The sequence below is a fragment of the Paenibacillus sp. J22P90 genome (assembly GCF_059692195.1).
The window spans coordinates 71,290-92,330 of sequence record NZ_JCAUAY010000012.1 but is presented as its reverse complement, the minus strand read 5'-3'; the positions used below and the strand labels follow the sequence as shown (position 1 = coordinate 92,330).

The window sequence follows — 21,041 nt, the reverse complement described above, 5'->3', positions numbered from 1 at the left end:
TGATAAGTTGTAAAGAATCCTTATATCCCCCCTTGTATATGCTCTCACTTTTTTTCACATACTGGAAACGTTTTCAAGCTTATCTCAACTATAGATCGTCACTTTATTCATGTCAATGAAGTATTTTTATAAATATGAATATTTGGTCAATTTCAATAATTATGATATGCCAGTTCTGATGTGTGGAAGCTGCAGAAAATTGGGAAGTTTTTCGCAAGCTTAGCTATCTCCTCAGCGGATACCGTTTCAAGCTCGGTTAAGCGACGTACTCTCGTCATTTCCGCCATTTCCTGATAAGTGATAATCATATCGGCCTTCTTGAACAACTCCGGTCCCCATCTCACAGAAAAATCAATATGGCGGCGTTCGTCAATCAAATCAAATTCACAGGTAATCGCAGATAAAACATCACCAAATTTCCAAAACGCTTCTGCCGATTTCCTCTTCTTCTTGAAGCCGCAAGCTTCGCCTAGCATGGTTAGATTGGAATACAACTCGGTAAAGTGTTCTTTAACATCCTGCTTGCCTGGACCCCCCAGCCACTGGAATTGGTCGACGGAATAACCCATTTGCAGCAATCGGCGCATCCCCATCTGACTGTGACGGAATTCATCCCACATATGACGAGCCAAATCAAAGTAAAAAGGCAATGGCATCCGATCCACATAATAATAAATACAGGACAACGTCTCTCCAGCAAAAATCTCAGTCGCATAGATGTATATCATTTGTTTCACACTGTCATGCAGCACAGACATACTGGTATCCGTATACGATTTTTGCGGTTTCGGATTCGTATATCGCGGATATTTGCTTTCCAGCTTTGCTTTCTCCGGAAGCGGACCCGCTGGATCTTGCACCAGGTTAACTGGCCAGGTCACAGCGTTCGCATCATCTGCAAACGCATTTGCTTGGAAAACGGCCCAGACCGTAAGGATATATCGTTCCCATTCCGCCAGCCCTCGCGAACCTTCTTCACTTCCACAATGAACAAACTGCAACTGCTCATGCAGCCAGCGCTGAGTGGCTTCCCGTTCGATGAAGATGATCTTGATCTGGTCCAGTGTAGGCGCATCTAACACCGGATCCAGTTTAGCCACCAATGCATCATATTGGGTATAGAGATGTCGATGGATATATAAGTAACTGACCAGAAAAGTGTGTTCATCTGGTGCGCCGAACATTCTTTCGAATGCCTCCCTCGTAATATCAGGCATCCAATCCTTGTCATGCATACCGCCAGGCAGCTCCTCGATTCGTTCATACAAGCATTTCACATTCCGATTATGCACATAGCATAATCGACCAAGTTGAATCTTCTGCTCGTATACCGGAATGGCCGGTATCCACCCTCCGATTAACTTGGACAGCGCCAGCTCCTGCCAGAGTAAATGCTTCAGCTCGTTGCTTGTATCCACAGGCCGCAAAAAACGATTTTTCAGAAAGCTTTGCTCCGTTTCCATACGCTGCTGCAATCCTTCAAAATCTTTTTCATCTCTCATGTCAGCACCCCCTGTTCATTCCTGTTTCCATAATCCTTCTCGAAACGAGTGCCCATGTCGGAAATACATGCTTCTGTTCTCCAAGCGATGCAACGTCTCTTTGACAGCAATATCGACAGCCAAGTCGATCGTCTCGTTGCCGAAAGCTGCGGTTGAATCCCTCGGATCCATTACACCTCCGACACCGACAAGCGACTCTCCTTTCGGAGGAAGCAAGTCTAGTCGAACCGTCTCCGGATGAAGCGCCATCATGTGCGAAGTCTCCCACCCGGCAGCGTGATCCCCAGCACAATCGTACCGGTCTTCCACCAGCATGTAATCAACAAACGCCCAAGCCTGCATGCCAGTGCTGCTGCGACTATACAACCGCTTGTTGAACAGCATCGCTGCCGCTCTAGCATGATCGATTAATGGATAATGCCCAGCAACGAGCACGCCTACCCGAAAGCCGAGCGATTCCGCCTCGGCAAGGATATGCAGGAGGAGCTTCTCGTAATTAATCACTTGTTCCATAGCGGAAAAAGGCATTCGTTCCGGAAGAAAATTGTCCGGATTCAGCTGCATCATTTCTGCAATTTGCTGTCTGTCCGCTGCATTTGCTTCCATTAAGCCTTCTACCCGGCTTTCGCCGTAGTACAATGGCGGAAATACAAGTCCGCCCCCCTTTTGTGCACATCGGATGGCAATGCCCTCTGCTTGCAAGGAGTCGGCTCCGACTGGATTATGCAAGCCATGCCATTCCAGCGTGCCTATAGGGATGTAAACGACCGGACACGCCGTTCTTCTCGCAATAATTTGCTCAGGGCGAAGCATGTGGTATCTAACTTCCTCGTTCATGGTCCACCTCACTCCCCACTGGCCCAATAATTGTTCAATCGCTCCACTTCAATACCCGCCAGCATCACGATGCCGATACCGTGTGTATCGTTGGTCTTCCATGGCAAGTCATCCCTATAATAATCAGCGGTGAACGCATATTTGGACCCCGTACACACACCATGCACATTGCCGTACTGGTCGACCGCCCTGCTCGTTAATCCTTTCCAAGCACGCCTAATGGACGCTTCAAATGCGGAACGGTTATCCTTCAAGATATCCAGACGCAAACCTCGACAGAAAGCGTAAATGAACATGGCCGTGCAGGAAGTCTCTTCATAGGAATCAGGATGAGTCAGGACTTGATGCCACAACCCATTTTCCCCTTGAAGTGAAAGCAATCCCTCACAAATCTCTTGAAAAAAGGCAACTAACTCTCCTCTGCGAGCATGAGCCAACGGTAATACTTCCAATAGCTCTGACAGCGAAAATAGAGGCCAACCGTTCCCACGGCCCCATGGCACATAGGTGGCTGTATTAAATTTGAAATCATACACATGCGACATAACTTTCAGCTCAGGCATGTATAAATACTTTTTATAAGCTACAAATTGCTCAGCCGCATCATCCAGAACCGCTACATTCCCCGTGAGTAAATAATAGCGTTTCATGAACGGAGTGCTCATGTACAGATCATCGCCCCAGAGCGTTTTTTCCATATAATAACCAGGACTTTCCCGATAAAACGCCCCGTCCTCTCTACGTTCCTGACGGTTACATATGAAGTCTGCGATCACTTCAGCTACTTCCAAATAGGTGCTTTCCTGGCTTTCTGAATAAGCCTCTAGCATGGCAAATCCAAACGAACCACAATCATCCAACATATCCAACTCAACTAGCTGATGGTTTACCCAAGGAAAGCCGTACTGTTTGCGATCCCACCGTGCATAATCGTAAAGCTTCGTACATTCCGATATATGATTCGTCACGTAACCTACGATGTCATCACGCCCCAGCATTTTGCCTGCCTGCAGTAATCCATACAGCGTGACGCCAAGCGGATAGTTCCAACGCGCATGATTCGTATTCTCCAAATAGGGACGAACCCACGTATCCGGTTGATCCAGACGCCAGTAGAGGCCTCCGTTTTCTGGTTCCCAAACGGTATACATCGTTTGCAGTTCAGCAGGCGTATACACCTTTTTACTTTGAAAAGGTCCTGCATACAGCCAGCGTTCTTCAGTACCTTGGATAGGATGCGGAAGCTCGACCTCACATAACTGACCATTTTGATAGATGTCTAATTGAAAGCCCCAATTCTTCCCGCCGCTTAGTGACCGTACCAAGAGTTGATGCTGCCCATAAGCTAGATCGATGTCAAAATGGATAGGTTCTAAGGCCTGCGCTTGGAAGACTTCTGTGCCGTTGATCCACACGGTGAGTGCTGCACTCTGGTTGCTCCCCCTAAAGGAATAGCGCTGCTTCCCTGGAGATTGGCAAATGAGACGCGTCCAACCATACGCATATTGACCCGCTTCAACTTGATCCCCAAACATTCTAGTGAATACAGGTTGCTTCATCTGCTCTGCTTCCCATTTCAGCGATGGTCGCCATTCAATGCCAGACTCCATTTCACTTTGACCTAGTACAGGCAACGCATGCGCTTTAAACACATCCTCATCTACGGGAAGTGAGTAGATCCATCCTGCTTGACCTTCTCGCTCGCTGAATGGAGATAAGGCAGGAGGCGTAGTCCATTTGCTGCGAATCGTTCCTAGGATGCAGCCGAACCCGGCTGGCGTTTTACGCATTTTAATTAAAATCGTCGTCCAACCCGAACTCAGCGGTATTTTCAAATGACGTTTGTTCGCGGGGTTCAGCTCATCAAGCGTTTCTGTCTTATAGAGCTGTTGGCCATTAACATACACCGTTGCTGGTCCATAGCAGCTTAGTGCCGACTCGATCACCCGATCCGTATCGCTCCATATTTGTGTGAAGGCATAGCCGAATTGTCCGTTTGTCGCATTGGGAAACTTCTCTCCCAAGTTAAGGTCATATCTGGCATCTGCCAGCTGCTTAAAACCTTGCCGGCTATACAACCGCCAAGTGAATGAATTTGAAGGGTGTGTCCCGATATAGTGGTTAGCAATATTTTCTAAGATACGCGGGGTATTCGAGCCGCATCGTGCTTCTATACTTTGCTGCTTGTCAAAATGCCGAGTTGTCATCATTTGGGTTTGCTCCTTAATGAAATCGTGATTATGATTTCATTGTAGCCACATCGTATCATATTGTCTTTGCCCTGCATTGTGTTAAAATGTTGTTGTATTGTGATTTGTTTAGGGGAGGTCGTCCTACTGAATCTCATTAAGGATTTTCAACTGAATACGGATCCGGTCCAAATGACGTATCGCCGCCAAACGACTGCTGTTTGGGACATTTATCATGCTCACCAAGGCATGGAATTTATCTATGTGCATGAAGGGGAAGGCTCCGTCATCATTGATCCTTTTATGTACGAAATTAAACCAAACACATTGATGTTTTTCCAACCTTACCAATTGCATCGGGTCAAAATAGATTTGACTACATCAACAGACAAATCCTACGAACGCTCGAAGTTTTTATTTGAACCTTCTATTGTAGACAACATGCTGAGCACGTTGCCCAAATTGCAGAGCTTTTTCCGTTCTTTGTGGAAAGACACTCTTACCTGCCAAGTCCTATACTTGTCTGAATTGCCGCCGGAATGGAACGTTCAGATGAAGCAATTAGAATATGATTTGCAGGTGACTCCAAAAGAAGAACACATGGAAGTGTTCACGATCTTCTTGATCGCCTTCCTCCAAGGTCTGCGAGTCCACTGGCTAGATAAGCAGGACCCCGCTTCCTCCGTTCTACGCCCTACTCATCATGTAGAACACATCATGAAATGGATTGATGACAACTATCAGCATCCCTTCAAGCTGGAAGATCTGGCAGAATCTTTACACTTAAATAGCACTCATGTATCTCATCTTTTTCGCAAATTTACCGGCAGCAGTATTACGGAATACTTAACAGCCAAACGGTTAAGGGAAGCTTGTTGGCTGCTCAGAACCACATCGGAGCCCATTCATGACATCTCCACGGCTGTCGGACTGAACAATGTGTCTTACTTCTGTCAGTTATTCAAAACTCATATCGGATCCTCTCCGCACCAATATCGCAAAAACAGCGCACATTCCTTATAAGGGAATGTGCGCTGTTTTTAGTTAATCATGATTATTTTTAATACCATTAAGAAATTAATTTCAATCCTACTGCAGCACTTAACACCATCGCGATGAAGACAATCCTCTTCCAATCCTTAGATTCCCCATAGAACAGCATCCCAACAACTGCACCTCCAACCGTACCAATTCCTGTCCAAACCGCGTAAGACGTACCCATTGGCAGGCTTTTCATCGCTTGGCTTAGAAAGGCAAAACTCATAATAATACCTACGATAAAAATAATAAAGGCACGAATATTCTTCGCTTTATTAATCTGATTCATACCAACGACGCCAACAACTTCAAACATCCCCGCAAATATGAGAAAAAACCAACCCATTAGGCTGCAGCTCCTTTCTCATCTTGAACATTTGTCACAAATTTCAAACCAAAAACACCGGATAATAGAAGCAGAATAAGGAATACTTTAAGAAGCTGGAATGGCTCTCCAAAAAACAGCATTTCCACGCATACCGTCCCCGCTGTCCCCATACCTGTAAAGACGGCATATACCGTTCCCACTGGCAGTTTGGTAGACGCACTAATGACGAGATGAAAGGAAATATATATGGCAATGATCGTAGCTAGCCACGTCCATGTCGTATCCGAATGTTTTAACCCTGTCACCCATATCACTTCAAAAATGACACCAACAAAAATATAGATCCAATAACGATTCATGTGTACAACCTCCTGCTGCTTACTTTACTTTTTGATACCACGCCAGAAAACGAACCAAGAAGATTCAATCCTTTTCATCGACCGCGCAGAACCTCCAAATAGCAATTCCACAAACATGCCATCCAATACCGCAGAAAAAGCAACAGTTGCTTTTTCGCTGCTGACTTCCGGGCTAATACTACCTTTATTTAGAGCCTGATCGAATAGAGGCATTATCATCTTCTCAAGTGTGTCTAGATAACCGTAACCTTGCTTAACAATCTCGTCATAGAGATGGGATGGCGGGAAAAAGGCCACGCGCAAGAAAAATTTGGTGTTATCATCCTGTTCATACCGATCTTGATATTGGATTAGAAAGCCATAAAGAAGTTGATCGATGGAAAGATGGTTATGGCTGTCGAGATACGTATGAACAAAACTCAATTCTTTCGCCAGTACCTCATCAAACAGAGCAAGAAATAGTTCATCTTTCCCTTTAAAATGCGTGTAAATGGATTGTTTCTTAATTCCGACATCTGCAGCTATATCTGCGAGCGATGCACCTTCATAGCCATTTTTAGCAAAATGAGTGAGCGCTATTTCCTTGATCCTTGTTGCAGTCATATGATCATTCCTTCCGAACGTTCGTCAGGATATCATATCACGAGATCCTTTTAAGGGCAACCTGCGACAGTCGTCCCACACCTCGTTCTTTATCTAAAATGACATCAAAACTGGCTTGTTCGCATGCTTTTCCAATTATTGAATACATATTTAAGTATTCGATAAACAGGAGGACACAAGTCATGTCACAACATGGTCAATCGTTCATGAGAGGTACGTTCGTCTTGTCTGTCGCTGCATTTATCAACCGTATTCTCGGTTTTATCAGCGGCATGTATATCGCTCGCGTACTGGGCGCCGAGGGAATCGGCATCTTAATGATGGCTCATCCGCTCGTCCCGCTCGTCATTACGATTACTGAGCTTGGATTGCCGGTGGCTATTTCAAAGTTGGTCGCAGAGGCCAACGCTCGCGGCGAACGGCTGAAAGTGCGGCGCATCCTGCATGTCTCTCTCGCTGTCACAGGCTTCTTGAGCGTAGCGCTTACGACGATATCGTTACTCGGCTCGGAGTGGATTGCCTCCATTCTGTTAAGCGACCAACGCGCTTATTACGCGATGCTGGCGATTACACCGATCGCGCCGATCGTCGCTGTCTCCGCTGTACTAAAGGGATATTTCCGCGGCATGCAGCGGATGAAAACCATTGCTGCTTCCGATGTGCTGGAGCATACCGTTCAAATCGCCTGCGTGCTTGCGCTGGTCCACCTCTTGCTGCCCTATGGCGTCGCCTATGCGGCTGCCGGAGCCATGGCTGCCTCTGTTGTCAGCGAAGTGATCAGCCTGCTATTCCTAGTCACAAGCTACAAGCTTAACGGTGAATCGAAGATGCCGGGTGAGACTTGGGCCAGCCATCTAAAACAAGGAAAAAGCACACTCGGTGAGCTGCTGCAGATCGGCCTGCCGACGACAGGGCATGGCGTTATTCATTCGGTATACAGCACCTTCCAACCGCTGCTTATTACAACTAGCCTGGCGATGGCCGGCATCGGGACAGCGTTAGCCACGAAGCAATTTGGTATGCTGGCTGGCTACGCGTTTCCGCTGCTGTTCATGCCAAGCTTCATCACGCAGTCCTTATCTACCGCGCTCATTCCTGCCATCGGTGAAGCAGCCGCGAACAAGAACAGTCTGCTCATCCACGAGCGGATGAATCAAGCTATGATTTTGGGACTTCTGATCGGCGCCCCAGCAACCGTTATTTTGTATGAGTGGGCAACTCCACTCACGACTCTTGTCTATCATGCCCCAGAAGCAGGATTACTTCTAAAAATACTGGCGCCGATGTTTTTTCTTCATTATTTCGACGCGCCGCTTCATGCGATTCTGCTCGGACTCGGCCGCGCGAAAGCTACGCTATGGAATTACATCATCGCCACCGGAATCAGGGCGATTTCGATCTTCGTCTTCGGCAGCCAATTTGGTATTATCGGCGTTGCCTTCGGCATCGGGATCGGCATTGTGGTGCAAACGATGTTGAACTTCTTTTCCATCTCAAGCTCGATCGGATTTTATTGGAGTATTCGGCCTTATGTCAAAGTTGCTCTCTGTATGATGCTGATGCTGGTTTGTGGACACTGGATCTATGCCTATGTTATCAACCAAGGGATGCCCCAGGTATGGTGTGTCGTCTTTTCCATCGTCTCATCCTTGTTACTCTATTTCGCCGCGCTCGTATTAACCGGTGCATTGAATGGGAAAAGCATGCGGAATCGCTTCTCGATTCCATGGTAGGTACAGTCAGATATTGTCCTTTATAAGAAAGGAGCCCTTATATGTATACATATCCTCCATTTTACAGGTCCGCTTCTTCACAGTTGAACCACTCTTCCACCATCGAAGTCGTAGGCGAAGGAAGTGTGACTGCCGCTCCCGATCGCGCCGTAATTGTACTTGGGGCCGTAACAGAAGGGCCCGATTTAAGTAAAATCCAAACCGAAAATGCTAAACTGACAACGAATATCATCAATTCCCTACTCCAACTTGCTATACCGCGGGAAAAGATACAAACGACTGATTATCGAATCGATATCCAGTACGATTATAAGGATGGAACACAAATTTTCAGGGGCTATAAAGTAACTCACTTGTTGCAGATCATGAATGACAAAATAGAGCAAACAGGCACTATTGTTGATACTGCCGTTGCGAATGGCGCCAATGAGGTTACCAGTATCCGATTTACAATGATTCAATCGGAATCCTATGAGTTACAAGCCTTGTCACTAGCCATTCGTAATGCACAGCAGAAGGCTTTGACGATTGCGCATACATTAGGGGCAACGCTTGCCTCTACCCCACACCAAATCAAGGAACTATTTCAAACCTCTGAGCCAGCTCCCTATATGTCTGCCAAACTCGTGGCCAATGCAGTCACTCCAATCCAACCTGGGCAGATCGTGTTTCATGCGAAGGTTCAAGCGTGGTTTTACTTCTCTTAACAAAAAGCCTCTAGCGTATTCATCGCTAGAGGCTTGCTCGCAATATGGGTTCCATACAAGCTCCAATCCCCTACTGCTCCAACTCATACAAAACACTGTCCACTTCCTGAATATAAGGTGTCCACTCTCCAGTTGCGTACAAATGAAGACGATGCATCGCACGGGTACACGCTGTATAGAAGAGCTTGCGTTCGCTTTCCAAGCCATACGTTTGTGAGGAAGCGTCGTAAACGAGCACCGCGTCGAACTCAACGCCTTTGGCGAGATACGCGGGAATAACCATCGCCCCTCTTTCAAAGGTGGTCGTCTGCTTCTCAATGAGTCGCAGCGCCTCGCCCCGGGTCTTGAGCAGCTCATAGGCCTCACGGCTTTCCGCCGCGGTCTTCGTAATGATGGCGATGGAAGTGAAGCCCTCAGCCTTTAGGGCAGCGAGGTCCGCTATGATTTGCTTCGCTTTCGTCTCCCCGCTTTCTGTTCTCAAGAGTTGAGGCTTCCTGCCTCTACGATCGAAGGGCACAATTTCTTCGCCATTTGGCAGCATTGCCTGCGTAAACTCTACGATCTCTCGGGTCGAACGATAGCTTCGTACAAGTCGGAAAAAGCTTGTTTCGCTTTCACCATACAACTGTGCGAGCGGCGAGGCGGCCTCGTGCAGATTCGTTGCCTGCGGGAAAATCGCTTGGCCGAAATCGCCGAGTACCGTCATCCGCGCGCGCGGGAACAACTGCTTCAGGAACCAGAACTGGAACGGCGAGTAATCCTGACCTTCATCGATGAAAAGATGCCGCACCTGTGTATTCGTCCGAGTGCCCTCGATGAGCTCTTTCAGGCATAGGAAGGGAGCCGCATCCTCATAAAACAGCTCCAACCGACTCAGCTTCTCCTTCGTTTGCTGACAAATCTCCAGCCATCGTTCCGGCACCTCCGTCTCATTCGTCATCAGCCGATAAGCATCATCGTCCATGAACAATTGGTCATACAGCCCGACCATATCCATAAACATGAGCTTCTTCACGTCTCGTTTTAACGATTTGAAGTGCTCCTTCACGATCATCCGACGCAGTAAACCCTCTTCTTCCTGTGTCGCAAAGTCGAACGAGTTTTCTTCCTCCTTCTGGTACAGGTCACCATATAACTCCGTATACTGTTCGTTAAAATCAAACACCGCCCCCTCTTGATCATGCTTCTTGAGGAGCGAGCTGTACACCTCGGCATATTCCACATTGTCGAGCAGTTCAAGCTCATCTTGCACCCAGTGCGCTTTCCGCTCCTTCCGCTCCAGCACAGTCAGCTCTTGCAGCAGCCATTCCTGCAATAGCTCAATGCGGTTCGCCAGACGGATGGAACTGTCGTAGCTGTAAAACTGCTCGCGCATCTGATCCGCAGTGATCAGCTCGCGGCCCTGGAACGAGATGCTTCGGAACAGCATTCCCTCCCGCCCCAACCACTGTGCGTAGCTCTGGAGAGCTCGCAAGAACACTTCCGAGGTCTTATAGTGAATTCCGCTCAGTCTTGCTTCATACCCGGGAGCCCCCTCCGATGTCAAAATATATTCGATCTGCTCGAACGGATCCTCGAGACGGAACGTAGAGCCAAGCCAGTACTCGATGTATTCCTGAAACGTCGTCTGCTGCATGTTCTCCTCGCCAAGCTCAGGGAGAACGGTTGAGACGTAGCTGTTGAACATCGGATTCGGCGAAAATAGCACAATCTGATCCGCCTTAAGCCGATCCCGATGCTTATACAACAAGTAGGCTACCCGCTGCAGCGCCGCGGACGTCTTACCACTTCCAGCCGCGCCCTGCACGATGAGCATACGGCTTTGGTCATCGCGGATGATGGCGTTTTGCTCCTTCTGGATCGTCGCCACGATGCTCTTCATTTGTGTGTCCGCGCCCTTGCCAAGCACCTGCTGAAGCAATTCATCGCCAATCGTGATGCTCGTGTCGAATACGTTCTGCAGCTGTCCGTCACGGACTTGGTATTGGCGCTTTAGCGACATCGTCCCTTCGATTCTCCCCCCCGGCGTGTCATAGGCAGCCGCTCCGGGTGAGTAGTCATAGTACATGCTTGCGATCGGTGTCCGCCAGTCATACACCAGAAAGCTTAGGCCATCTTCGTCTACGAAGGATGAGAGGCCAATGTAAATGGACTCGGACTCGGCTGCACTGAGGCCATCCTCTTGAAAATCAACGCGCCCGAAATACGGCGACTGCAGCAGCCGCTTCATGCTTTTCCAGCGCTGCTGCCGTTTCCCGAAGCTGCGCTCCCGTTCAGACAAAACCGCTTCTTGTTGCCGAATGCTATAGAAAGTTTCCTCAAAATCTTCATGGCTGCTCGTATTGATCGTCACTTCTTCCCAGAACCGCTTGCGAATGTCCGCCACCTGCCCGCGCAACCCAACTACCTCTGGTTCCAATTCAGCAATTGCCACTCGCAATTTATCCGAAACCAGTTCCAGCCTCTCTTGTTCCTGCTGCCATTCCTGATCGAGTTTCATTCTAACAAACACGCTCCTCATTCATTTTATTAAAAGAAGCAAATAACCCTTGACAACGTACTTTCCATAATGCTATGATATAAGTGTAGATAAAATAAACTAACTATGCTCATTTTTAATTTATAAAAAAAATGGCTATCTCATCATATCACAATATCTCTGTGCGAACAATTCATTTATAGAAAAAAAAGAAGACATCGTCCATTTGGATGATGTCTTCTTTTTTCTATGCAATTAATTCTGACGCGCAGCCTGTAACGTCTTTTCACTTAAACCAAGCGAGCGAGCTGTTGACGTATGAATCTCATCAATAAGCTCTGGATTTTTCACCAGTGACACACCGTATGAAGGAATCATTTCTTTAATTTTCGGTTCCCATGCTTTGATATGTTGCGGGAAACATTTTTTAAGCAATTCCAGCATGACAGATACCGCGGTAGAAGCACCTGGCGAAGCGCCAAGCAAAGCGGCTAATGAACCGTCAGCGGCACTGATTACTTCCGTACCAAATTGAAGTGTTCCTTTGCCTGCAGCTGTATCTTTGATAACTTGTACACGTTGACCAGCTACGACAAGATCCCAATCTTCACTTTTGGCATTCGGGATAAACTCCCGCAGCTCTTCCATGCGTTTTTCTTTCGATAACATAACTTGCTCGATCAGATATTTGGTCAATGACATGTTTTTGGCCCCTGCCGACAACATGGTCACGAGGTTATTCGGTTTTACGGAAGTTACTAAGTCAAACATGGAACCTGTTTTAAGGAATTTTGGTGAGAACCCGGCAAACGGTCCAAATAGCAACGATTTTTTATTATCGATAAATCTTGTATCAAGATGCGGAACTGACATTGGCGGCGCTCCGAGCTTAGCTTTACCGTAAACTTTAGCATGATGCTTTGCGATAACTTCTTCATTTTTACACACCATAAATATCCCGCTAACCGGGAATCCGCCGATATTCCGTCCTTCAGGAATGCCGGATTTTTGCAGTAAATGCAGACTGCCTCCACCGCCACCGATAAAGACGAATTGCGCAGTATGACGTTCGACCGTACCTCTGTCGTTCCGGATTTTCAATTCCCACGAACCGTCATGCGTACGTCTCATATTATCAACGCTATGTTTATATTTGATATCGACTTGCTGGCTCTTCAAATGATCGAACAAGATGCGCGTTAAAGCGCCAAAGTTAACGTCCGTGCCGGAGTCAATTTTTGTCGCGGCAATAGGTTCGTTCGATGGACGGCCTTGCATAATAAGCGGAATCCATTCCTGCAATTTACGAGGATCTTCGGAAAATTCCATTCCTTGAAACAATGCGTTCTTGGACATCGCTTCAAACCGTTTCTTTAAGAACGAAATATCTTTATCCCCTTGCACCATACTCATATGAGGCAAACGCATGATAAAGTCTTCCGGATTACGAATTAGCTTGTTGTTAACTAAATAAGACCAGAACTGCATGGAATCTTGGAATTGTTCATTAATTTGAATAGCTTTGCTAATATCGACAGAGCCATCTGGTTTTTGGACAGTGTAATTAAGCTCGCACAGTGCCGCATGTCCTGTTCCTGCATTGTTCCACTCGTTGGAGCTTTCTTCACCCGCCTTGTCCAGCTTCTCAAAAACGGTAATTTTCCAATCAGGTACTAGTTCTTTCAGAATTGTCCCTAATGTCGCACTCATGATACCCGCACCAATTAAGATGACGTCTGTTTTAGTTTCTCTGTTGCTCATTTTTACCATCCTTATACCCTAAAATTTGCAGAAAGGATGTAGGCGCCACCTGTTTTAGGCGCTACAGCAAGCCAGGGCGCGACCTAGTCATACACCTTTCTGGATCCATGATGAAACTTTCGATTAAAATATTACTTACTATTATAGATAGTTATTAGCGATACGACAAGAACTGCAGCGAAGAAGTCTTACACTCATGGGCAGGAGTTCATGTCCTTGTCATATTATGAGGAGACTTTTAGGGTACAATGGACTAGAGGCAAAGAAACACTCCAATTATTAGCAATAAAAAGTATGCCCAAATTCATTCAAAATAATAGCTAATTGACTCGCGATAGGAGTTAACTTGATTATGAAATCTAAATGGAAAGTCACTACTCTTCTAATTTTCAGTATGCTTTTCTTCATTTGCTTTACTCTAGTGGCTTCCATGATAAAGGGGCAGTGGATTGCAGCTTTTGACAGCACCATCATCTCATGGATTCAAGGGATGGAAATGCCATGGCTAACTTCCGTGATGCATGTGTTTACTTATATAGGTTCGACACCCGCTGTTATTGTCATTTTTCTTTGCAGCCTATTTATTCAATTTAAGTTCCTGCATCACCGCAAAGAAATCATTGTGTTTCTAATTCTGCTCGTTGGCACCGTAGGTTGGAATCAGCTGCTTAAAATCATCTATCAGAGAGAACGCCCTACCCTTCACAGGTTAATTGAAGAGACGGGCTACAGCTTTCCAAGCGGCCATTCCATGGCAGCCTTCGCCTTATACGCTTCACTAGCGTTTCTACTTTGGAGACATGTTCCCTCAAAGCTTGGCAGGACCGTGGTCATTTTGAGCAGCATAAGTATGATTCTTCTCATTGGGATTAGCCGGATCTATCTGGGTGTCCATTATCCAAGTGATGTAATAGGCGCTTATTTCGCTAGTGGATGTTGGTTTACGTTAGTCGTTTGGATCTTTCAGTGGTATATGGAGAATCGATATAACAAAAATAAGTCGAGTTAACAATAAACCTCAGCAAACACGGAATAGCCACTTTCCTAAGTGATTAAGCCGTGTTTTTTACCTATAAAGTAAAAAAATGGGCAGACTTTAACTTTCTTAATTAAATTCGACAAAATCCCGCTTTTATCGCTATATACAGGTATTTTTTACCTACTTTATAATAGTTAAATAGTAGTGGGTTTACTCGGTACTGAGCACAAATGAAGATCAAATCGAAAAGGCAAATCATCGGAAACGGTGAGACGCAAAGCCATGGCCTAACGCATACCAATTGGGATGCTACGGTTGACAGGTTGCCGGATATGAAGGGATGATCCTTTATTTCGGGATGATCCTTTTTTTGATGCCGGGAAAATAGTAGGAGGGCTCTCTGATGCACCATTCGCTAACGGATAGTTATAATTTCGTGCTTGTCCTGCTTTCGTTTGTAATTGCGCTGCTTGCCTCGTATACGGCTTTGAATCTAGCTCGTAAAGTATCTACTTCCGAAGGATGGCATCAGAAGAGCTGGATTATATGCAGTGCGCTCGTGATGGGCATAGGCATATGGTCCATGCATTTCATCGCGATGTTAGCCTTTCATTTGCCCAGTAACGTAACCTATGATATTTCGCTTGTCAGTATCTCCATTCTTGTGGCCGTCGGCGGCGCATTGGTCGGACTTCTCGTCGCCTTTCAAGCGAGCTCCATCCGCTCTAGGTTCCTTATTGGCGGTACCTTCATGGGCTTAGCGATTAGCGGCATGCATTATATCGGGATGGCTGCCTTGCAACATGTAACTATCCAATATAAGATATTACCTCTTACTTTATCTATTGTGATCGCTATATTCGCGTCCATAACGGCGCTTTACTTCTTTTTTAAACGAAACCATCACCGTCTACCCCTTAGCAGCCTTATTATGAGTATCGCGATTACTGCCATGCACTACACGGGGATGACGTCCGCTGTCATGACGTTTCCTGCCGTATCCCATCCGCATAGTGCCAAGGCTGTGAATATGGACTTCTTTGTAGTCGCCATGTATGTGGCCTTCGGAACCTTGCTCATCTTCGCAATCAGTTTTATTAGCTCCCTCTCCGTGGATCGGCGATTGGCTGAACAGATTGCGCTTAAAGCTTCTATTTTAGAATCAGCCATCGATTGTATCTTCATGTTCAAGTCACAGGGCTGGATCATTGAGTTCAATCCGGCAGCAGAAGCAGTATTCGGCTACACGCGCAAAGAAGCGCTGAAACGTACGCTATTCGATCTCCTTTTTCCTTTCGATCAAGATGGACAAGATGCCGCATCGCTATACCAGCTGATGAGTCAAAAAGCCGATTCCTTCATTGGCAGACGCTTTGAAATGACTGCGTACCGAGCAGACCGCAGCACATTTCCGGCTGAAATTATCATAACGAATATCGTCTATGGGGGGAGAACCATTTATACGGCCTACCTCCGGGACTTAACCGAAAAAAGAAAATCGGAAGAACTCATTCATCAATTAGCTTACTTTGATCATTTGACTGGATTGCCTAACCGTAATCAATGTAATGAACTGTTCCAGCATACTTTATCTCACGCACAGCGACACCATGAGACCTTCGGCGTTATGTTTCTAGATATTTATCGATTCAAATGGATTAATGATTCCTTCGGTCATCTGGTTGGCGATCACACCCTGCAAAAATTTGCTGCTTTACTCTCGAGTTGCTTACCTGAGAGTGGGTCCGTCTCTCGACTAAGCGGCGATGAATTTGTCATTCTGCTTCCCCAAGGGAATCCACATTCGATCAGAGAGCACGCCCAGAACATCATCGCATTGTTGGAGATTCCTTTTCATTTGGACATTGGAGATATTTACGTCTCTACGAATATCGGGATTTCCATGTATCCGTATGATGGAGATACGCAGGAGGAGCTGCTCAAACATGCAGACCAGGCCATGTATGCCGCCAAGGATCAGGGACGAAACACTTACCAATTTTTCCAGCATGATATGCGCATGAAAGTTCCTCACAAAATGGTCTTTGAACAATATTTGCAAGGTTAACCGCCTCCAATGATTATTCTCCCCCCTTTCAGGGCACCCTAAGCCGCATGGTAATGTAAGGGAATTGGGGGAATTGATATGATTGAACAAATCCGTGCTGAGTTGAACGACCCAGCTGATCTTTTCTATGACACCCTAGACAATGGCTATATGCAAATGGAAGTGATCTACTTCCCCTCTCTCTGTGATCTCGCTTTAATCAAAAACGGATTGACCGTTCCTTACTCATATTGCTTTAACCCGGAAGAATTCGAACGTATGCTTAACGCGAACCCTGCCTTCGGAACAGTGAATTCTTCCGAACATTGGACATCCTTGCTTCTCAAAGGGACTGTCCTTTTTCAAATTGAAGATGGGATTTACCGGTATGACGTGCAGCGAAAGTTTCAGGAGAAGCCTGATACCGTTCAGGTAGAGATTGCCATTCAAGGGCCTCAAAGTGCCCTCACCGAAGATTTGGATTTAAACATAAGCTTAGTCCGGATGCGTTATAATGTGCCCTCCCTTTGCGTAGAAACGCACACGATTGGGCAAATATCGAAGACGCGTGTTACCGTTCTTTATGACAAAAACCTTGTCAATGAAGAAGTACTTGGACTATTAAACGAGCGGATTTCCAACGTACAAATTAAAGTGCTCCAAGCAGCGGGCCAGCTCATGCAGTCGCTATCGGGATGGAGACATCGTTTTTTTCCCATCATCCTCCAAACCGAGAGGCCAGACCGCATCGCAGCCACGCTTGAACGCGGCAAAATCGCTCTTCTTCAGGATGGAAGCCGCTTTGGGCTTCTTCTTCCTGTGCGGCTCTTTGATTTCCTGCATGCGATGGATGATGACTATGAATCGTATTGGATGAGTAAGTGTCTCGTCCTTCTTCGCTATTTTGCTATGTTTTTAACGATTACACTGCCTGCACTTTATATTGCAATTGTCTCCTATAATCCCGAGGTGCTTCGCGTTCAATTGACACTTTCAATCGCAGGAAGCCGTGTCGTCGTCCCCTACCCGTCTTTTATTGAGGTTTTTATTATGTTATTCATGATCGAAGCCTTAAACGAAGCTAGTCTCAGGCTGCCGCGCTATGTGGGTTCGACCGCAACAACCGTTGGGGGCCTCATCCTAGGTCAAGCCATCCAAATGGCCGGATTAGTCAGCTCCATTATGATTATTGTGACCTCGGTTGTGGCTATTTCTAATTTCGTCATACCTAATAATGGCTTTGGCTACTCGGTCCGCTTCGTTAAATATATCTTTGTGATAGCTTCCATATTCTTTGGGTTACTAGGTGTCGTCGTGCTTGGCTTCATCTTAATTTCCTATTGGTGCAGTCTTCGAAGCTTCGGTCAGCCTTATCTGGCCTTCTATGTCCCCAAACTTGAGGCGAAAGCACACCATTCCAATCTTAGGAAGGGGTCCAAGTAAATCATGTCGCGGTATACCTACTATCATGTGCTCTATGTCGGCATGATTAATATCATGATGTTTGTCCCCGGGTTGCTAATCCGCGATCGGTTTAATGGCGCTGTTTCTGGCATGCTCATTGCAATGGTTATAGGTTCGATCCTTTCGCTTGGCACAATGGCTTGCTTTGAGCGGTTTCCTGGACTCGGCTTTCCAGAGATATGCGATCGTTATACCCCGCGTTGGTTTACCCAAGCCAACATCTTATTTGCTGCGCTGTGCCTGTGGCTGCCGGCTGGTATTATCGTCATTTATGCTTACGCCGAGACGGTCCGTATGTTTTTCTATCCCGATATCAATCCCTATTTAAATTTGTTACTCATGACAACTGCGGCAGTTTGGGCATGCAGTAGATCCACACGTTCTGTTCAATTCATTCATGAAATTATGGTTATCCTCAGCTCCCCCTTGCTCATTTTGTTTATTATGAAAGCTGCTTTTAATGAAAATATTAACTGGGATGCGATTCGTTATGTGGCTGGGTATGTCAATAAGCCTCCGTCCTTCAGTACAATTGCTGCTTCTACTTTTTTATTCTCAGGGTATCTCAGCCTCCTTATTTTCAATCGCCTGTATACCGTAGGCTTTAAATTTCGTTTCCGCTGGGTTGTTCCGCTATTCGGCATCGTATTCCTGACGATTACCTTTTTTGTGCCGATTGGCTTTCATGGTACCGTCGGGGTTGCAGATTACGTGTATCTGTGGAGTATGACGGCAGATTCCATGCTGACGGAATACGGATTTATTAATCGTGTTTTGTTCATTTTTCTGCTGCTTTTTACAGGGCTGTCGCTCTTATTCGTCATGAATACGTGGCACACGACGATCATGCTCATCCGCTACTCCCTTCATGGCGCGACCCAAGTAGAAGAAGATCCTGCCCCCTGGATCAATGTATGGCTTGCATTAGGCATCGGCTTATTAGCATTCGCTTTCATGCGATTCATCAATCTAGAGCGCAGCCAACATATCTCCGAAGGCTGGTTAATCTTGCGATTTTTCCTCGAGATCTATTTCCTAGGCTTGATGATGTATTTCGTTAGGAAGCAAAAAAAGGAAACTATACAGCTATGAAACGATTTCTCACTTGTCTAACTATTGTCCTATTCTGTGCTTTTCTAGGCGGTTGCAGCTTTAAAGATATTGATAAGCGCTTCTTTGTCGTCGCAATGGGCTTCGATTGGACAGGCAAGGAAGATAAGCCCTATTCCGTTACTCTGCGGCTTGCGATCCCCGCTTCTAAGGTAGGTGAAGGCTTAGCCGAGAGCCAGATTGAACATCAGGAAGCCAAGAGCATCGCAGAAGCGGTTAGAAATCTAAAAGCGCATGTGGACAAAGAGCTCGATTTCGGCCATTGCCGGATGTTCTTATTCGGGGATAGCTTGGCGAAGATATCCCTAGAAGAGCCTTTAAATTGGCTTACGCGCAGACGAGACATTCAATTAATCTCCTATATGGCCATCGCAGAACCCAATGCGCGTAAACTGATTGAGGCGAATCCAACCACAGAGCGACTCGCTGGAAACTCGTTCTTCCTTACTTTCGGCAAAGAGGGAACCATTTCTCCTTACACAGTAACCGAGATTTTGTTCGATACGTTTCGGCGTTTCAAGGAAAAAGGGATGGATCCCTATTTTCCGATCGTTAGCTTTGATGGGGATTCATACGTCGTTGAACATCTGTCGCTATTTAATAAAACCAATCAGCGTATCGTCCTCAATCCGCAGGAGACTCAGCTTTATAATATGAGCGCGAATGCGTTCAGCAAGTCAGGCATTGCGATTACTTATAACGGAAAGCCGCTGGCCTTCTATGTGGCGAGAGTCACCAAGCACATCTCGATTACGAAAGCGGATACGCCTATCGTCAAGCTGACGCTCAATCTCTCCGGCATGATTGAACAAGGCACCTTAGGATTGAACATTCACGAAGTGCAGCCCAAGCTCGAAGAGCATGTCAACCAGGAGGTAGAGGAGCTCCTCTACAAAATCAGAGATGCCAAGGTAGATCCGTATGGCTTCGGGCTTCATTATTTGGGCCAGTATTTTGGGAAAGAACAGGATTGGGAATATTGGCAGTCCGTTTATCCAGAGGTAAAGTTCGAAGTGGAAACGCATGTTAAAATTGAGAGTACGGGATTGGTGCATTGAGATGAGCAGGGGCAATCCCGATGGAGCCCGATTCGAGCGAGTTTAGTCGGTTTCGTCGACTATCTCCACCTGTGAACCATTTTGGACAGCAAAAAAGGCCTTCCCTCAACATTTCGTGCTGGGGGAGGCCTCTACATATTTATATATATTTGATCAAAATACTCTCCACATGCTCCAAATGCTCACGCATCGCCTCTGAGGCTAGCACCGGATCACCGCTGAGAATCGCTTCATAGATCACTTTATGTTCCTTCAAAAGCTGAACCGCCACTTCCTGATTCGCATACAGCTCCGCGCGGCGGATATCGCGAATCATCATTTCCATGGCATTGCGGATGGAGTCGCACGTCTGCACCATGATAGCGTTGTGCGTCGCTTGTACGAGCAGCTCGTGGAAGGCAAGATCAGTTCTTTCTCCCTCGGCATCATCGCCTACAGCGTTCTCCATATCTTGCATGATGCGCTGCAGCTGCGCTAAGTCTTCGGGCGTACGTTTGCGCGCTGCAATGGAAGCGATCGAGATCTCCAGCGATTGCCGCACTTCCATGAGCTCCAGCAGCGTCGTCCGATTCATGCGAAGCGATGTCCACTCCGGCAGCGTCACCTCGGTTGGTGCTTGCCGGATGACACGACACGCGCCGCCTTGCCGAATCTCGATGAGGCCCATCGCCTTCAAAGCGCTGAGCGCTTCCCTCATCGTGGAACGCCCGACGCCGAAGCGCTCGGACAGCTCTTTGGTAGAAGGGAGCTTATCCCCCATCTTCAATTGTCCCTGCACAATCATTTCTTTGATCTGCTGGGCGATCTCATCGTAGTGATTCTGTTTCTGCAGCTTCGTAACTTCCAT

17 protein-coding genes and 1 riboswitch are annotated in these 21,041 nt (G+C 46.6%); of the genes, 8 read left to right on the top strand and 9 right to left on the bottom strand.

The genetic code is table 11. From position 1 onward, the window contains the following. Positions 1 to 152 precede the first annotated feature (152 nt). The 3 genes from AC58UX_RS28650 to AC58UX_RS28640 are packed head-to-tail and all read right to left on the bottom strand — an operon-like array spanning position 153 to position 4,549. Complete coding sequence (locus AC58UX_RS28650; protein ID WP_497259141.1) at positions 153 to 1,502, bottom strand: hypothetical protein; 1,350 nt, start codon at positions 1,500 to 1,502, stop codon at positions 153 to 155. Between the two features lie 15 nt (positions 1,503 to 1,517). Continuing rightward, positions 1,518 to 2,339: a creatininase family protein gene (locus AC58UX_RS28645; protein ID WP_497259139.1), complete on the bottom strand. Its 822-nt coding sequence runs from the start codon at positions 2,337 to 2,339 to the stop codon at positions 1,518 to 1,520. 8 nt (positions 2,340 to 2,347) lie between these two features. Continuing rightward, on the bottom strand, positions 2,348 to 4,549 hold the full coding sequence (locus AC58UX_RS28640) for a glycoside hydrolase family 88/105 protein (RefSeq protein WP_497259137.1): 2,202 nt from the start codon (positions 4,547 to 4,549) through the stop codon (positions 2,348 to 2,350). Between the two features lie 99 nt (positions 4,550 to 4,648). Here AC58UX_RS28640 and AC58UX_RS28635 point away from each other — a divergent pair, with 99 nt between their 5' ends. Then, positions 4,649 to 5,551: an AraC family transcriptional regulator gene (locus tag AC58UX_RS28635; RefSeq protein ID WP_497259135.1), complete on the top strand. Its 903-nt coding sequence runs from the start codon at positions 4,649 to 4,651 to the stop codon at positions 5,549 to 5,551. A 46-nt stretch (positions 5,552 to 5,597) separates the two neighbouring features. Here AC58UX_RS28635 and AC58UX_RS28630 read toward each other — a convergent pair whose 3' ends face one another. Genes AC58UX_RS28630 through AC58UX_RS28620 form a run of 3 tightly spaced genes read right to left on the bottom strand, consistent with a single transcriptional unit; the run spans position 5,598 to position 6,856 of the window. Next, a complete protein-coding gene (locus AC58UX_RS28630; protein WP_497259133.1) occupies positions 5,598 to 5,912 on the bottom strand; it encodes a DMT family transporter in 315 nt (104 codons plus the stop codon). Further along, on the bottom strand, positions 5,912 to 6,253 hold the full coding sequence (locus AC58UX_RS28625) for a DMT family transporter (RefSeq protein ID WP_497259131.1): 342 nt from the start codon (positions 6,251 to 6,253) through the stop codon (positions 5,912 to 5,914). Before AC58UX_RS28625 ends, AC58UX_RS28630 begins: the two co-directional genes overlap by 1 nt. 24 nt (positions 6,254 to 6,277) lie before the next feature. After that, on the bottom strand, positions 6,278 to 6,856 hold the full coding sequence (locus AC58UX_RS28620; RefSeq protein ID WP_497259129.1) for a TetR/AcrR family transcriptional regulator: 579 nt from the start codon (positions 6,854 to 6,856) through the stop codon (positions 6,278 to 6,280). A 182-nt stretch (positions 6,857 to 7,038) separates the two neighbouring features. Here AC58UX_RS28620 and spoVB point away from each other — a divergent pair, with 182 nt between their 5' ends. Next, the gene (gene spoVB, locus AC58UX_RS28615) at positions 7,039 to 8,589 is read left to right on the top strand and encodes a stage V sporulation protein B (RefSeq protein ID WP_497259127.1); all 1,551 of its coding nucleotides are present in this window, start codon (positions 7,039 to 7,041) and stop codon (positions 8,587 to 8,589) included. A 41-nt stretch (positions 8,590 to 8,630) separates the two neighbouring features. Beyond that, positions 8,631 to 9,296: an SIMPL domain-containing protein gene (locus AC58UX_RS28610; protein WP_497259125.1), complete on the top strand. Its 666-nt coding sequence runs from the start codon at positions 8,631 to 8,633 to the stop codon at positions 9,294 to 9,296. 70 nt (positions 9,297 to 9,366) lie between these two features. On the opposite strand, the gene helD is transcribed toward AC58UX_RS28610, so the two are convergent. Beyond that, the gene (helD, locus tag AC58UX_RS28605; protein WP_497259123.1) at positions 9,367 to 11,796 is read right to left on the bottom strand and encodes an RNA polymerase recycling motor HelD; all 2,430 of its coding nucleotides are present in this window, start codon (positions 11,794 to 11,796) and stop codon (positions 9,367 to 9,369) included. Positions 11,797 to 12,030: 234 nt separating this feature from the next. Beyond that, positions 12,031 to 13,536, bottom strand: coding sequence for a malate:quinone oxidoreductase (locus AC58UX_RS28600; protein WP_497259121.1), 1,506 nt, complete (start codon positions 13,534 to 13,536; stop codon positions 12,031 to 12,033). A 352-nt stretch (positions 13,537 to 13,888) separates the two neighbouring features. On the opposite strand from AC58UX_RS28600, the gene AC58UX_RS28595 reads away from it, so the two are divergent. The 5 genes from AC58UX_RS28595 to AC58UX_RS28575 all read left to right on the top strand — a co-directional run bounded on the left by AC58UX_RS28595 (position 13,889) and on the right by AC58UX_RS28575 (position 20,194). Further along, positions 13,889 to 14,545 carry a phosphatase PAP2 family protein gene (locus tag AC58UX_RS28595; protein WP_497259119.1) on the top strand — a complete coding sequence of 219 codons (657 nt, stop codon included), beginning with the start codon at positions 13,889 to 13,891 and terminating at the stop codon, positions 14,543 to 14,545. 209 nt (positions 14,546 to 14,754) lie between these two features. After that, positions 14,755 to 14,846: riboswitch (cyclic di-GMP riboswitch) on the top strand. Between the two features lie 72 nt (positions 14,847 to 14,918). Then, the gene (locus AC58UX_RS28590) at positions 14,919 to 16,583 is read left to right on the top strand and encodes a sensor domain-containing diguanylate cyclase (protein ID WP_497259117.1); all 1,665 of its coding nucleotides are present in this window, start codon (positions 14,919 to 14,921) and stop codon (positions 16,581 to 16,583) included. A gap of 78 nt (positions 16,584 to 16,661) precedes the next feature. Beyond that, complete coding sequence (locus tag AC58UX_RS28585) at positions 16,662 to 18,005, top strand: spore germination protein (protein ID WP_497259115.1); 1,344 nt, start codon at positions 16,662 to 16,664, stop codon at positions 18,003 to 18,005. Positions 18,006 to 18,008: 3 nt separating this feature from the next. Next, positions 18,009 to 19,118 carry a hypothetical protein gene (locus tag AC58UX_RS28580; protein WP_497259113.1) on the top strand — a complete coding sequence of 370 codons (1,110 nt, stop codon included), beginning with the start codon at positions 18,009 to 18,011 and terminating at the stop codon, positions 19,116 to 19,118. Beyond that, the gene (locus AC58UX_RS28575; RefSeq protein ID WP_497259111.1) at positions 19,115 to 20,194 is read left to right on the top strand and encodes a Ger(x)C family spore germination protein; all 1,080 of its coding nucleotides are present in this window, start codon (positions 19,115 to 19,117) and stop codon (positions 20,192 to 20,194) included. The genes AC58UX_RS28580 and AC58UX_RS28575 overlap by 4 nt, the downstream gene beginning before the upstream one ends. 139 nt (positions 20,195 to 20,333) lie before the next feature. Here the strand turns inward: AC58UX_RS28575 and AC58UX_RS28570 are convergent, their stop codons facing one another. Continuing rightward, on the bottom strand, positions 20,334 to 21,041 hold the full coding sequence (locus AC58UX_RS28570) for a FadR/GntR family transcriptional regulator (RefSeq protein WP_497259109.1): 708 nt from the start codon (positions 21,039 to 21,041) through the stop codon (positions 20,334 to 20,336).

What these genes read in the sequence shown, in the direction of transcription:
- AC58UX_RS28650 (WP_497259141.1), bottom strand. Translation starts at nt 1,502, where the DNA reads ATGAGAGATGAAAAAGATTTTGAAGGATTGCAGCAGCGTATGGAAACG.
- AC58UX_RS28645 (WP_497259139.1), bottom strand. Translation starts at nt 2,339, where the DNA reads ATGAACGAGGAAGTTAGATACCACATGCTTCGCCCTGAGCAAATTATT.
- AC58UX_RS28640 (WP_497259137.1), bottom strand. Translation starts at nt 4,549, where the DNA reads ATGATGACAACTCGGCATTTTGACAAGCAGCAAAGTATAGAAGCACGA.
- AC58UX_RS28630 (WP_497259133.1), bottom strand. Translation starts at nt 5,912, where the DNA reads ATGGGTTGGTTTTTTCTCATATTTGCGGGGATGTTTGAAGTTGTTGGC.
- AC58UX_RS28625 (WP_497259131.1), bottom strand. Translation starts at nt 6,253, where the DNA reads ATGAATCGTTATTGGATCTATATTTTTGTTGGTGTCATTTTTGAAGTG.
- AC58UX_RS28620 (WP_497259129.1), bottom strand. Translation starts at nt 6,856, where the DNA reads ATGACTGCAACAAGGATCAAGGAAATAGCGCTCACTCATTTTGCTAAA.
- spoVB (WP_497259127.1), top strand. Translation starts at nt 7,039, where the DNA reads ATGTCACAACATGGTCAATCGTTCATGAGAGGTACGTTCGTCTTGTCT.
- AC58UX_RS28610 (WP_497259125.1), top strand. Translation starts at nt 8,631, where the DNA reads ATGTATACATATCCTCCATTTTACAGGTCCGCTTCTTCACAGTTGAAC.
- helD (WP_497259123.1), bottom strand. Translation starts at nt 11,796, where the DNA reads ATGAAACTCGATCAGGAATGGCAGCAGGAACAAGAGAGGCTGGAACTG.
- AC58UX_RS28600 (WP_497259121.1), bottom strand. Translation starts at nt 13,536, where the DNA reads ATGAGCAACAGAGAAACTAAAACAGACGTCATCTTAATTGGTGCGGGT.
- AC58UX_RS28595 (WP_497259119.1), top strand. Translation starts at nt 13,889, where the DNA reads ATGAAATCTAAATGGAAAGTCACTACTCTTCTAATTTTCAGTATGCTT.
- AC58UX_RS28590 (WP_497259117.1), top strand. Translation starts at nt 14,919, where the DNA reads ATGCACCATTCGCTAACGGATAGTTATAATTTCGTGCTTGTCCTGCTT.
- AC58UX_RS28585 (WP_497259115.1), top strand. Translation starts at nt 16,662, where the DNA reads ATGATTGAACAAATCCGTGCTGAGTTGAACGACCCAGCTGATCTTTTC.
- AC58UX_RS28580 (WP_497259113.1), top strand. Translation starts at nt 18,009, where the DNA reads ATGTCGCGGTATACCTACTATCATGTGCTCTATGTCGGCATGATTAAT.
- AC58UX_RS28575 (WP_497259111.1), top strand. Translation starts at nt 19,115, where the DNA reads ATGAAACGATTTCTCACTTGTCTAACTATTGTCCTATTCTGTGCTTTT.
- AC58UX_RS28570 (WP_497259109.1), bottom strand. Translation starts at nt 21,041, where the DNA reads ATGGAAGTTACGAAGCTGCAGAAACAGAATCACTACGATGAGATCGCC.